The organism is Mesorhizobium sp. M0772, assembly GCF_040320135.1.
Lineage (GTDB): Bacteria > Pseudomonadota > Alphaproteobacteria > Rhizobiales > Rhizobiaceae > Mesorhizobium.
This window is the reverse complement of sequence record NZ_JAMYPB010000023.1, coordinates 50,698-63,704: the sequence shown is the minus strand read 5'-3', so window position 1 is coordinate 63,704 and position 13,007 is coordinate 50,698. Positions and strand designations below refer to the sequence as shown.

Annotated in this window: 9 protein-coding genes; 5 read left to right on the top strand and 4 right to left on the bottom strand. The window is 64.6% G+C overall.

The annotated features are described in order from the left end of the window. The first annotated feature begins 146 nt into the window (after positions 1-146). The 5 genes from NKI06_RS17115 (at position 147) to NKI06_RS17095 (ending at position 6,803) form a co-directional block, all read left to right on the top strand. Positions 147-2,315 (top strand): pseudouridine synthase, encoded by a 2,169-nt coding sequence (locus NKI06_RS17115; protein WP_352986303.1) that lies wholly within the window; start codon positions 147-149, stop codon positions 2,313-2,315. Between the two features lie 47 nt (positions 2,316-2,362). Next, positions 2,363-2,917: a 16S rRNA (guanine(966)-N(2))-methyltransferase RsmD gene (gene rsmD, locus NKI06_RS17110; protein ID WP_023805019.1), complete on the top strand. Its 555-nt coding sequence runs from the start codon at positions 2,363-2,365 to the stop codon at positions 2,915-2,917. Between the two features lie 96 nt (positions 2,918-3,013). Further along, complete coding sequence (locus NKI06_RS17105) at positions 3,014-4,369, top strand: M16 family metallopeptidase (protein WP_023805020.1); 1,356 nt, start codon at positions 3,014-3,016, stop codon at positions 4,367-4,369. Between the two features lie 188 nt (positions 4,370-4,557). Then, positions 4,558-5,934, top strand: a complete 1,377-nt coding sequence (locus tag NKI06_RS17100; RefSeq protein WP_352986300.1) for a M16 family metallopeptidase — start codon at positions 4,558-4,560, stop codon at positions 5,932-5,934. Beyond that, positions 5,931-6,803: a patatin-like phospholipase family protein gene (locus NKI06_RS17095; RefSeq protein ID WP_023805022.1), complete on the top strand. Its 873-nt coding sequence runs from the start codon at positions 5,931-5,933 to the stop codon at positions 6,801-6,803. The genes NKI06_RS17100 and NKI06_RS17095 overlap by 4 nt, the downstream gene beginning before the upstream one ends. A 167-nt stretch (positions 6,804-6,970) precedes the next feature. Here NKI06_RS17095 and NKI06_RS17090 read toward each other — a convergent pair whose 3' ends face one another. From NKI06_RS17090 to NKI06_RS17075, 4 genes are all read right to left on the bottom strand, one after another. Next, the gene (locus tag NKI06_RS17090) at positions 6,971-7,507 is read right to left on the bottom strand and encodes a dihydrofolate reductase family protein (protein ID WP_023816284.1); all 537 of its coding nucleotides are present in this window, start codon (positions 7,505-7,507) and stop codon (positions 6,971-6,973) included. Between the two features lie 112 nt (positions 7,508-7,619). After that, on the bottom strand, positions 7,620-8,288 hold the full coding sequence (locus tag NKI06_RS17085) for a 4'-phosphopantetheinyl transferase family protein (protein ID WP_352790349.1): 669 nt from the start codon (positions 8,286-8,288) through the stop codon (positions 7,620-7,622). Next, positions 8,285-8,743, bottom strand: coding sequence for a GNAT family N-acetyltransferase (locus tag NKI06_RS17080; protein WP_023736382.1), 459 nt, complete (start codon positions 8,741-8,743; stop codon positions 8,285-8,287). Before NKI06_RS17080 ends, NKI06_RS17085 begins: the two co-directional genes overlap by 4 nt. After that, entirely contained in the window at positions 8,743-12,831 is a 4,089-nt protein-coding gene (locus tag NKI06_RS17075) for a Pls/PosA family non-ribosomal peptide synthetase (RefSeq protein ID WP_352986297.1), read from the bottom strand. Before NKI06_RS17075 ends, NKI06_RS17080 begins: the two co-directional genes overlap by 1 nt. Positions 12,832-13,007: the final 176 nt, after the last annotated feature.

Sequence of the window (13,007 nt, the reverse complement as noted above, 5' to 3'; positions counted from 1 at the left end):
GCGGTGATCCTGTTATGGAGCGCGTCAACCCGAATATCGGAACAGATTTTCGGAAATGATCATGCGCCAAATCAAAGTGCTATAGCGTCCTTTGCGCGTCCGAAAGGATGCGCCACGCTGTAGCAGCGCAACAAGGCAAAGGCCACATGGACGACAACGACAAGAAATCTCCGCGCCACAAAGGCCCGGGCAAAAGCCGCCCTGGAGCCGCGGGGCCGCGCCGCGATGGCGCCGCCGGCAAAAGCGGCAAACCCTCCTTCGGGGCCAAGAAACCCTATTCACCGCGCGGCGCCCGGCCGGCAGCGGCTGAGGGCGAGCGGCCCAAGCGCGATTTCAAAAGTGGCGACCGGCCATTCAACAAAGGTCCGCGTTCCGAAGGCAAGCCCTTCGAAAAGCGCGAGGGACCGCGCAAGCCATATGCACCACGCGGTGACCGGCCGATGGCAGCCGAAGGCGAGCGCAAGCCGTATGAAAAGCGCGAAGGGCCGCGCAAACCCTATGCGCCGCGTGGGGATCGCCCTATGGCGGCCGAGGGTGAACGCAAGCCGTATGAAAAGCGCGAGGGGCCGCGCAAGCCTTATGCACCGCGCGGCGATCGGCCGGTTGCGGCCGATGGCGAGCGGCCAAAGCGCGATTTCAAGGGCGGCGATCGGCCATTCAGCAAGGGGCCGCGTCCCGAAGGCAAGCCTTTCGAAAAGCGTGAAGGGCCGCGCAAGCCCTACGCACCGCGTGGCGATCGGCCTGCTTCCGCCGAGGGCGAAAAGCGTTTTGACCGGCCAAAGCGCGATTTTGGCGATCGCCCGCAGCGCGACGCCGGAGATCGTCCCAAGCGTGACTTCAGCGATCGCCCCAAGCGCGATTTCGGTGGCGACCGGCCGCAAGCATCTGGCGGCGCCTTCAAGCCGCGCCCGCGTCCGGCAGATGCGGAAGAAGCCGGCGAGCGTATCGCCAAGCGGTTGGCCCGCGCCGGCCTGGCGTCGCGCCGCGACGCCGAAGACCTGATCGCGGCGGGCCGTGTCAAGGTCAACAACCGGGCTTTGACCTCGCCGGCCTTCAACGTCATGCCGGGCGACATCATCCATCTCGACGGCATGGAGATCCCGCCGATCGAGCGCACCCGCCTGTTCCTGTTTCACAAGCCGGCCGGCGTCGTTACCACCAACCGCGACCCCGAGGGCCGCAAGACCGTGTTCGACGTGCTGCCGGCCGAATTGCCGCGGCTGATGACCATCGGCCGCCTCGACATCAACACCGAAGGCCTGCTGCTGCTCACCAATGATGGCGGTCTGTCGCGCGTGCTCGAACTGCCTGCCACTGGCTGGCTGCGCCGTTACCGCGTGCGCGTTCATGGCAAGGTCGAGGAAAGCATGCTCGCAGGCCTGCGTGAAGGCATTGCCGTCGACGGCGTCTTCTACGGCGCCATCGAGGCGACGCTCGATCGTGAACAAGGCACCAACGCGTGGCTGACGATCGGCCTGCGCGAAGGCAAGAACCGCGAAGTGAAGAACATCCTTGGATCGCTCGGCCTCGACGTGACGCGGCTGATCCGTATCTCCTACGGACCGTTCCAGCTCGACGATCTCGCCGAAGGCCATGTGCTGGAGATCAAGGGCCGCGTCTTGCGCGACCAGCTCGGCGAGCGACTGGTCGAGGAATCCGGCGCCAATTTCGACGCCGAGATCATCAAGCCGTTTTCCAACCAGCCGGTGCGGCGAGAGCGTGACGTGGAGCCGGAACGGCCGAAAGTCACCCGCGAGGGTGACCATCGGCCGATCGGCGAGGGCGGTCTGATCAAGAACCGCAAGCGCCGCGAAGGCAGCCGCGACGAAGCGCTCGGCAAGCTGTCGACCAGTCCCGAAAGGGGCGCGAGGCCGGAAAAGAGCTTTGGCGAACGCGGCCCGAGACCTGAGCGCAGCGAGTTTTCGGACAAGCCGCGCAGCGAGTTTCGCGAAAAGCCGCGCGGCGATTTTGGCGACAAGCCCCGTGGAGGCTTCGGCGACAAGCCGCGCGGCGCCTTTGGTGACAAACCGCGCGGCGGCAAGAAGCCCGAGCGCGAGCAGCGGCCGATCGATCCGCCGGGCCAGCGCAAGGCTAATGTCTGGATGGCGCCGGGCGCGCGTCCGATCGGCAAGGGCAGGGCGGAAGCCGATGCCGCCAAGGCGGCTGAGGCCAAGGCGCGCAAGGCGTCGTTCAAGCCGTCCTATGGCAAGCCGGGCGGAGCCAAGCCGTTCGGCAAGCCGGGTGGCGAGCGTCCGGATGGCGGTCGGGGCGGCGAGCGGCCACGCAACGGTCCCAAGGGCCCGAGGACCAGATGATGCCGGGACTTAAATGAGATCCGGCCTTAAATGAGACCCGGGCATAAATGAGAATCGTCGGCGGCCAATTTCGCGGGCGTCCGCTGGCGACGCCGCGCGACCATGCCATCCGCCCGACGACCGACCGCGCCCGCGAGGCCGTCTTCAACGTGTTGGCGCACCGCTTTGCCGACAAGCTCGACGGCGCGCGTGTGCTCGACCTTTTCGCCGGCACCGGCGCTCTCGGCCTCGAAGCGCTGTCGCGCGGCGCTTCCTATGGCGTCTTTATCGAAGAATCGGCCGAAGGGCGCGGCCTGATCCGCACCAATGTCGAAGCTTTTGGCCTTACCGGCCGCACCAAGATCTTCCGCCGCGACGCGACCGCCCTGGGTGAGGCCGGTACGCTTGCGGCATTCGGCCTGGTCTTCGCCGATCCGCCCTATGGCAAGGGCCTTGGCGAGCGCGCCCTGCGCTCGGCCAGGGATGGCGGCTGGTTGCTGCCCGGCGCGCTCTGCGTGGTCGAGGAAGCCGCCTCGGCGCCCTTCGAGATTGGGCCGGAATTCTCGGTGGTTGATAAACGAAACTACGGCGAGACGGTGGTCCGGTTCATCGAGCTTGCGTAAGGGTGGAGCGACCGGCGCCTTCAAAATGACGCACAATTCACTTTGCCTCCGCGGCTAACCTTGCCTATCGTCGCGCGATAACAACCGGAGCCATCAATGACATTTCATACTGAATGGCTGCGGAGAGCCTTGCTCGCCACCGCGCTGACCATGGCCGGCCCGGCCCTGGCCGCGGATGATGGCAAGGTGGCCAACTTCCTGCTCGACAATGGCATGGAGGTGGTGGTCATTCCCGATCATCGCGCCCCCATCGTCACCCATATGGTGTGGTACAAGATCGGCAGCGCCGACGAGCCGCCAGGCAAGTCCGGCATAGCGCACTTCTTCGAACACCTGATGTTCAAGGCTACGACCAACCACGCCGCGGGCGAGTTCGACCGCGCCATATCGGCCATCGGCGGCTCCAACAACGCCTTCACCTCCTATGACTACACTGCCTTCCACGAGACGGTGGCGCCCTCGGCGCTCGGTGAGATGATGAGCTTCGAGGCCGATCGCATGCGCAACCTCATCTTGACCGACGAGGTCATCAAGACCGAGCGCGACGTGATCCTGGAAGAGCGCCGCTCGCGCATCGACAGCAATCCGCAGGCGGTGCTCGACGAAGAGGTCGACGCGACGCTCTGGCAGAACCAGCCCTACCGCATTCCGGTGATCGGCTGGATGCAGGAAATGGAGCAGCTGAACCGCACCGATGCGGTTGCCTTCTATGACAAATACTACCGGCCTAACAATGCGGTGCTGATCGTGGCCGGCGATGTCGAGCCGGAGGTCGTGAAGGCGCTGGCCGAAAAAACCTATGGCAAGGTCGCGCGCGGTCCCGACCTGCCCCCGCGCATCCGCCCGGTCGAGCCGGAGCAGAACACCAAGCGGACGGTGACGCTCACCGATGGGCGCGTTTCGGTGCCGAGCTTTTCGACGCAATGGGTGGTTCCGTCCTACCACACGGCAAAACCGGGCGAGGCCGAGGCGCTCGACCTGCTGGGAGAGATCCTTGGCGGCGGCAGCCGCAGCCGGCTCTACCAGCAGCTCGTGGTCAAGCAAGGCATCGCATCGGCGACCGGCGCCTTCTTCCAGGGTACGATGCTCGACGCCACCAATTTCACCGTCTATGGCGCGCCGCGCGGCGACGCAAAGCTGAGCGACGTCGAGGCGGCCGTCGAGGCCGAGATCGCCCGCATCGTCAAGGACGGCGTCACCGCGGACGAGCTGGAGAAGGCCAAGGCCCGCTATATCAGGGCCATGATCTTCGCCCGCGACAAGCAGGACGAGATGGCCAATCTCTACGGCGCCGAGCTCGCCACCGGCGGCAACGTCAGGGATATCGAGGAATGGCCGGACCGCATTCGCAAGGTCACCGCCGATGAGATCAAGGCGGTCGCCGCACGCTATCTGCTGCTCGACCGTACGACGACCGGCTATCTCTTGCCGCAGCAACAGGCGGGGAATTGATGATGACAAGATTGAGCGTTGGCGCTGCCCCTCACCTGCCTGCCGGCATCCTCTACCCGTATAGTGACGGGGAGAGGGGCGCTGTCATCGCCGATTTCGCCAACCATCAGCGTCGTAAGAAGAGCGCCAGCGTCGCGGCGAGACCCCTTCTCCCCGTCACTATACGGGGAGAAGTGCCCGGCAGCGCGATGAGGGGCGGAGCTGACCTTGGCGATCGCGGGCCTGATGCGATTGCTCATAGGCGCATCGCGGTTCTCCACGCCCTCGCCACACTGTTCCTCGGCATCTTCTTCCTCATCCTGCCGGCGCTTGCCGCGCACGCGATGGACATCCAACCGGTGACCTCGTCAAAGGGCGTCAATGCCTGGCTGGTCGAGGACCACTCCATTCCGATCATCGCCATCCGCTTCGTCTTCGATGGCGGCTCGACGCAGGATCCGGCGGGGCGGGAAGGGCTGGTCAATCTGATGACCGGCCTGTTCGACGAGGGCGCCGGAAACCTCGACAGCGAGGCCTTCCAGATCAAGCTTGACGATGCCGGCGCCGAAATGGGCTTCGAAGCGGCGCGCGACGGCACCTATGGCGCGATGCGGATGCTGGCCGAGCAGAAGGACGCGGCCTTCGACCTGCTCAGGCTGGCGGTCACCAGCCCGCGCTTCGACCAGGCGCCGATCGACCGCATCCGCGCCCAGATCCTGTCCGGCATCATCGCCAGTGAGCGTGACCCCAACACCGTCGCGCAAACCAAATGGCTGCGCGCGATCTATGGCGAACATCCGTATTCCAGGCCCGACCAGGGCACCAAGGACAGCATCGCCACCATCACGGCAGCGGATCTGGCTGCCTTCCACAAGGCCAATTTCGCCCGCAGCGGCCTGCATGTTGCGGTGGTCGGCGACATAGATGCCGCGACGCTGAAACGGAAGCTCGATGAGGTCTTCGGCGATCTGCCGGAAAAGCAGGTGCTGCAACCGGTTGCCGATACCGAGCTGAAGCTCGGCCAGCAGCTCGAGGTCGACTACGACCTGCCGCAGACCTCGCTGCAGTTTGCCTATCCCGGTGTGAAGCGCGATGCGCCGGATTTCTTCCCTGCGGTGCTGATGAACCAGATTCTCGGCGGCGGCACCTTCACCTCGCGCCTCTATGACGAGGTGCGGGAAAAGCGCGGCCTGGCCTATTCCGTCGATTCCAACATGGTCGATCACCAGCATTCCAACGCGCTGATCATCACCACCGCAACGCGTTCCGATCGCGCCGCCGAGACGCTCGGCATCGTCAAGGAGGTGGTCAAGAAGATGGCCGAGGAGGGGCCGACCGAGGCCGAACTGGACGCCACCAAGAAATACATGGTCGGCTCCTATGCTATCAGCAATCTGGATTCTTCCAGCGCCATTGCCGCGACCCTGGTGGAATTGCAACTCGACAATCTCGGCATCGATTACGTGCAGCGCCGCGCGGCGCTCATCAACGGTGTGACGCTCGATCAGGTCAAGGCAGCGGCGAAGAAGCTGCTGACGCCGGCGCCCGCGATCATGAGCATCGGGCCGAAGCTGGAGGGCAAATGACGAGCTCCACCTCGGGCCCCACCTTCGGTATCGCCTTTGGCGGCGGCGGCGCGCGCGGCCTCGCCCATATCCACATCGTCGAGGCGCTGGACGAGCTCGGCATCAAGCCGGTGGCCATTGCCGGCTCCTCGATCGGCGCCATCATGGGCGCCGGCATGGCCTCGGGCATGAGCGGCAGGGACATCGAGACCTATGCCCGCTCGATCCTCGGCCGCCGCGCCGAGGTGGCGGCGCGCATGTGGCGCTCGCGCCCCGGCACCATCGCCGAGGCGATGCAGGGCGGCATCCGCGTCAGCCAGTTCAACATAGAGCGCATCTTGAAGGCGTTCCTGCCGGAAGCCATCCCGGAAACCTTCGCCGAGCTGAAGATCCCGCTCAAGGTGACGGCGACGGACTATTTCGGTCACAAGCTGGCCGTCTTCGACGAGGGCGACCTGCATTCGGCGCTCGCCGCCTCGGCTGCCATTCCCGCCGTGTTCCGCCCGGTGACGCGCGACGACCGCGTGCTGATCGACGGCGGCATCTACAATCCGGTGCCGTTCGACCTCATCGAAGACGCCGCCGACATCATCATCGCCATCGACGTCGTCGGCGCGCCGAGCGAGGCCGAGCGCAAGCACCCGACCACGGTCGACCTGATGTATGGGGCCACGCAATTGATGATGCAGTCGATCATCGCCCACAAGCTGAACCAGCGCCCCCCCGACATACTGATCCGCCCGCCGGTGTCGAAATACCGCGTGCTCGATTTCATGAAGATCGACACGCTGATGGCCGAGACGCAGGAGGTCAAGGACGAACTGAAGCGGGAAGTGGAGAGGGTGGTGGAGGCGCGTGCCAAGGGCAAGCGGGGGAAGAAAGCAGGGTGAGCTGCCGATCTCCCCCCTTGAGGGGGAATGGCCGGCAGGCCAGAGGGGGTCGTCTCGCTTGAAGCTAGACCTCCTACGGTCGATAGGAGGTTGCGTCAGGACGGACCGACCGCCTCTGTCACCTTCGGCGACATCTCCCCTCAAGGGGAGATTACCCCACCAGCGTCTCACACCCTCCCAGCCGCATATTCCAGCGCCACCACGCCATTGCTGAACTGTACGGTCGAGATCGGCTCCAACGCCACCGGCATATCGGGCGGGAACAGCTTCTTGCCCTCCCCGACGGAGCCAGGGTAGCTCAGCAGCCTGACGCGATCGACCAGACCATGGCGCAGCAATTCCCGCGCGACGCTCAGGCTGCCATGCACATAGATGTTGCCGCCGCTGCCTTGCTTCAGCGCCCGAACCGCTTCCGGCAACGCACCCTTCAGCAACTCGGCCGGTTTCCAGTCGAGTGCCTTCGGGCTTGTCGACGCGACATATTTCGGCAGCGCATTGAACCGGTCGGCGAAGTCTCCGGTTTCCTTGGGCCAAGAGCCGGCAAAAATCTCGTAGGTCGTGCGCCCCAGAAGCATGGCCCCGCTGTCGGCAAGCTCGTCCTCCTTGAACCTTTGCATCTCATCGTTCCAGGTCACGCTGGGCAGCTTCTCGACCTCGGCGATGCCATCGATGCTGATGAACTCGGTGATAATAAGGTTTCTCATGGCGCTCTCCTTCTTCTGTCAAAGGACGAACCGTGTGAGCCTTTTGCGACCGCTCTGCGAAAAAAAGCGCTTTGTTGAGCAGGCGTTGCTCTCGGGCGCTGGCCCATCCCGCTTAAAGGGGGGCGCTTCGGACACCATCGACAAACGCCAGAACGACCACACACGGAGCAACGCAGTAAACCAGTCTCGCTCTGCGGCCCGTCTTCGTCACAGCGTCGCTTGCGTCGAGATCGACGGTGATGTCCTCATAGCCCAGCACTTCGCCATCAAGCGGGTAGGCGGCCTTGTAGACAGCTTCCTTGGCGGCAAAAAGGATGCGACCGGCAAGATACGGGTCGGTTGCGTCGATCCGGTCAGCGGGGACTGCAACCAGCGCGAAGATGTCGTCGGGCAGGGGCAAAGCGGGCTCGATATCGATGCCGAGCGAGGCGACGTGGGAGAGCGGCGCGACGGCCGCCACGGCTATCTCGTCGTCGTGAGCCAGCGACCCCGTTACTCCATGAGGCCATACCGGTGCGCCGGAGGAGCCGCGGAGGATAGCGACGTCGTTCAAGCCCATATCCGCCAGCAGCTCGTGCGCGATCCACCGCGCCGCGCCACTCGCCCGCCGCATCAGCGGCAGGCGTGACGGGATGGAGCGTGCTTCCTGCGGCAGCAAATGGTTCTCATCGCCTTCGCGGATCGTGCGGCATCCGATCCGAACGCCGGCCGGTGCCATGGCGGCCATCGCCGCCAGCAACTGCGCCGACAGGCTGGCACCGGCATCGAGCCGGCGCGTCATGGCTGTTCGCCCCGCAGAGCGAGGTCGGCGATCATTTCCCCGTCCTCGTCGGGCCCTTCTTCGACGAAACCGGCAGCGCGATAGAGGCGGCGTGCCGCTTCATTCCCAGGTTCGTAGCAGATCGAAACGTGGCTGATGTGGCCGAGCCGCATGATTTCATCCAGCACTTCGCGCAAAGCGGCCTTGCCGTAGCCTTGGCCCTGATGGACGCGATCGATCATGAAGCGGTAGATCCGCGCCTCGTCGTCGTCCTGCGGCGCCTCGTACATCAGGAAACCGACGATGCGATCCCCTGCCATGACGACGCGCGGCCGAGCGTCCCCGTCGGTTTCGGCTTCGTCCAGCGACTCCGCATTGCTGGCGACGAAATCCATCTGATCCGCAGCCAGTTCCAGAGCCGCGACCAGGGCCCGGTTGGCCCCGGTCACCGAAACGAGGCGGATGTCTGCGCTCATCAAGCCGTTGCCTTGACGCTATCCTCCGGCACCGGCGTGACGAAGCGATGCAGCTTGGCCGGGTTGCCCCGCCAGATCGAGTTGGGCTCCAGCTCTTCGCCCTTCATCACGAAGGAGTCCGCATCGACCATCGAGCCTTTGCCCATCACCACGCCGTAGTGGACAAAGGCGGAAGGCCCGAGCGTGCAGCCATCGCAGATGCGGATGAAATCGGACTTGAACGCGCCTTCTTCCAGCGAATGGGCCTGGATGACGCAGCCTTCGTTTAGCGTGACGTCGTCGCCGATCTCGACCAGCGAACGCTCGGTCAAATTGCTGCCGCCGTCATAGACCCGGCTGCCGACCTTGACGCCGAGCATACGCAGGATCATCGGCCGGAACGGCGTGCCGGCAAACAGGCGTACGATCGGCGAATCCGCCAGCTTCCAGTGGCGTTCGTGGCGCCAGAAGGCGACGTCGTAGATCGTCGTCATCTGCGGCTTCAGCCGGCCAAAGCCAAGGCTTGCCCGCTCGACCAGAATGTAGAACGGAATGGTGATCGCCGAGGTCAAAAGCACGGCGGCGAACAGGGCGACCTCCGCCCATTCCGTATAGTAGTTCAGCGCCCGGTCCCAGATCGCCAGCGTGACGAACAGCATGACCCATTGCGTTGCCAGGAACAGAAGAATGGTCACCAGGTTGTGGCGGTTCTTGTGCGGGATGCGCCGGCGCCGGTCGGCCTCGTCGACGCCGGCGATAAGCTCCTTGTCGCGGTTCACCATGCGCGGGATTTCAAAGGCGGGCGAACCGAGAAGGCCGACATTCTGGCGCACCGGCCCGTCGATGGGGATCATCACCTTGGTGCCGAGCAGCACGTTGTCGCCGGTGCGGCCGTCCGGCGGATAGTAGATGTTGTTGCCGAGATAGTTGCGTTCGCCGATGCGCGTCGGCTCGAGCCTGAAGGCCGAGGCGGACTTGTGCATGTTGATCATGAACAGCCCGTCCGAGACCATGGTCTCGGTGCCGATCTCGCACAGAAGCGGGTTTTCATGCTGCTGGTTGGAGCCGAAATTGGAGCCGGTCTGCACCACTCTGTTGAGGTTCCAGCCGATGGCGCGCATGTAGTGCACGATGGCCGAGCTGTCGCCGGCCAGGAGCCCGAGCACGCGGGAATTGCTGGCGAATTCGGCGACGGTCTGCAGCCAGTAGCGGAAACCGTAAAGCGTGTAGGTGCGGCCCGGCTTCAAGATGAGGCTGGTCAGGCGCGGCACCAGCGTCGCTGCCAGGAAAGCCGCCGCGATATAGCCGAAAAGCGTGACCGTGGTGCCGATTGCGACAAGGCCGATCGTCTCCTGATAGTCGTCGCCGACATATTCCCAGTAGCTGTGGAACAGGAGCGGCAGCGGGGTGACGAGGCCAAACAGGCCGATCAGCTGCAGCGCTTCATAGAGGAAGCGCCGGACCTGGTAAGGATTGACATTGCGCACCTTGCAATAGTCCGCCGTGGTCGGCACTGCCGGCGATCCATGCCAGTGCTCGCCGTCCGGAATGCTTTGCCCGCGATGCAGCGAGGACGAATGGCCGAGCTGGGCGCCGTTGCCGATCCTGGTGTCGATGTCGAGCGTGGAGCCGACGCCGACAAAGGCATCGCGGCCGATGGTCAGCGGCCCGGTGTGGATATAGCCGGACTGGGCCCGGAAGCCGAGGATCATCGATTCCTTGCGCAGGATGGTGTTGGCGCCGATGGAAATAAGATCCGTGCAGACGGGCACGGACTTCGATTCGATGACGGCGTTTTTGCCCAGCTTGGTGCCGAGCAGTTGCAGATAGAGGCTGTAGAGCGGGCTGCCGCGGAACAGCACGACGGGTGCGGTGCGGATCAACGTCTTGACCACCCAGAAGCGGAAGTAGCGCACGCCCCAGATCGGAAACGCCTCGGCCTTCCAGCGGCCGATGAGCACCCATTTCGCCAGGACGGCAAAGCCCGACATGCCGAAGAACACGGCGGCCGAGAGCGCCACGCACCGGATATAGAGCTGCAGCGGATCGTCGAGCGCGTCATACATCCAGTTGAGGCCGTCATTGATCGCCCACAGTGCCACGTAGCTGTAGAGGCCGTAGAACGAAAGCTGCGCCGCGCCGCAGGTCCAGTAGGCAAAATTCGAGGCCCGGCGGGTGAGGACCGGCTCGTTGGTTGCCGTCGTCATCTCCTCCGCTACGCCCAGATGCAGCGCCAGGCGCGCCACTGTGGGATAGAGATAGATGTCGCGCATCGACGTCGTCGCCCATTCCTTCCTGGTGCGCACGCGCGCGCAGAAATGCGCCATCAGCAAGGAGTTGGCGCCGAGATCGTCGAAGAAGTGATCCTCGACCGACACCGCGTCGAATTTCAGCACCGTGGCCAGCGCTTCCGCCAGGAAACGCTCGTCCTCATTGGCGGGCGGCACCATCGTGCGATCGGCCGAAAGCCGGATGCTCGTCGGCTTCGGCAGCTGGCGCAGGTCTACCTTGTTGGAGACGGTCATCGGGATGGCAGGCAGTTCCTCCAGATAGGCGGGCACCATGTAGTCCGGCAGCCGCCGCTTCATCGTCTGGGCGAGATCCCCTCGGGAAATCGCCGCTACGCCGGTTTTAAGCGCGTAATAGGCAACCAGTTCGACGCGGCCGGGCTCGATCTCCCAGGTGGTGACGGCGGCCTGCGCGATCTCGGGCTGGTCGAGCAGCACCGCCTCGATCTCGCCGAGCTCGATGCGATATCCGCGAATCTTCACCTGCGTGTCGATGCGCCCGGCATACTCGATCTCGCCGCTATCGTTGATCCGGCCAAGATCGCCGGTGCGGTAGATGCGCTGCGACGGGTTGTTCGGCAGGCCGACGAAATCGGCGATGAATTTCTGGTCGGTCAGGTCCGGCCGGTTCAGATAACCGACGGCGAGCCCGATGCCGGCAATGCCGATCTCGCCCAGTTCACCGGGCTCGGCAAGTTGCGGCAGCGAAGCGTCGAGAATGACGATCGAGTAAGTCGGCAACGGCGCGCCGATTGTGACGGGACGGTCCGGCGTCAGCGCCCCCATCGTTGCGGTGACGGTCGCCTCGGTCGGCCCGTAGGTGTTGAGGATCTGCCGGCCCGGCTTCGACCAGCGCACCACCAGATTGTGCGGGCAGGCCTCGCCGCCCACCAAAAGCGTGCGCAGGCTGGGAACGTCCGATGTCATCGATGACAACAATGTCGGGCTGCAGGCCATGCAGGTGATGTCATGGAGGCGCAGGAAATCCGCCAGTTCCTCGCCCACCAGCGGCATCTGGCCAGGTGCCGGCACCACCGTCGCGCCGGCGACGAACGGCACCCAGATCTCTTCGGAGGAAAAGTCGAAGGCAATGGTCATGCCCTGATACACCCGGTCGCCCGGCCGGTAGCCGTAGGAGGCGGCCGCGACGTGTATGAAATTGACGAAGCTCTGGTGCGTGATGACCACGCCCTTGGGCTTGCCAGTGGTGCCCGAGGTATAGAGGATGTAGCAAATGTCGTCGGCCGCCTGCGGCTTCAGCGGCGCGGGCGACTGCGCGGAAATCTCGGCGGCGGCGCTGTCGATCAGCACATGGGGAACGGCCAGTTGACCAGCGCGCGACGCATAGGCGGCGATGGTGACGATCATGCTGACGGCGGCGTCTTCGATGATCAGCGCCATCCGCTCCTGCGGAAACGCGGTGGCCAGCGGCACGAAGGCAGCCCCCGCCTTCATCACCGCCAGCAACGCCACATAGGTCTCCGCCGACCGATCGAGAATGAGCCCGACCCGGTGGCCCGGCCGCACGCCGTGCTTGATCAGCATGCGGGCGAACTGGTTGGCACGGCTGTTCAGCTCCTGATAGGTCCACACGCGCCCTTCGGAGATCACCGCCGGCAGTGCGGCAAACGTTACGGCGAGCTGCTCGAAGACCGTATCGAGCCGCTCACCCGGCTGCAGGGCAAAGTCGGCGCCCGTCAGGACCTGGCCGTCCCTTGCCGGGCCGCGAGCGATCCTTGCCAGCGCATCGATGCTTGCCAGGCTGCCGATCGGTGTTGCCGCGTCGCTGTCCAGTTCGGCGATATCGAAGTCCATTTCCATACTTTCTCGTCCTGACCGGGCATCGCCCGGCTGTTCCCGCACGAGCAGGCCTTTTCAGCCCCGCCGCCGCTGCGATTGTTGATGGAGGACCGACGCTTCCAAAAAAGAAGAATCCGGAATCCCGACCGCGGAAGCTTATGCCACCCGATCTTTTCGCCAGTTTTTCCGAACTGTTG

Bases quoted from the DNA above. Each gene is read 5' to 3' on its own strand.
- NKI06_RS17115 (WP_352986303.1), top strand. From the start codon at position 147: ATGGACGACAACGACAAGAAATCTCCGCGCCACAAAGGCCCGGGCAAA.
- rsmD (WP_023805019.1), top strand. From the start codon at position 2,363: ATGAGAATCGTCGGCGGCCAATTTCGCGGGCGTCCGCTGGCGACGCCG.
- NKI06_RS17105 (WP_023805020.1), top strand. From the start codon at position 3,014: ATGACATTTCATACTGAATGGCTGCGGAGAGCCTTGCTCGCCACCGCG.
- NKI06_RS17100 (WP_352986300.1), top strand. From the start codon at position 4,558: ATGAGGGGCGGAGCTGACCTTGGCGATCGCGGGCCTGATGCGATTGCT.
- NKI06_RS17095 (WP_023805022.1), top strand. From the start codon at position 5,931: ATGACGAGCTCCACCTCGGGCCCCACCTTCGGTATCGCCTTTGGCGGC.
- NKI06_RS17090 (WP_023816284.1), bottom strand. From the start codon at position 7,507: ATGAGAAACCTTATTATCACCGAGTTCATCAGCATCGATGGCATCGCC.
- NKI06_RS17085 (WP_352790349.1), bottom strand. From the start codon at position 8,288: ATGACGCGCCGGCTCGATGCCGGTGCCAGCCTGTCGGCGCAGTTGCTG.
- NKI06_RS17080 (WP_023736382.1), bottom strand. From the start codon at position 8,743: ATGAGCGCAGACATCCGCCTCGTTTCGGTGACCGGGGCCAACCGGGCC.
- NKI06_RS17075 (WP_352986297.1), bottom strand. From the start codon at position 12,831: ATGGAAATGGACTTCGATATCGCCGAACTGGACAGCGACGCGGCAACA.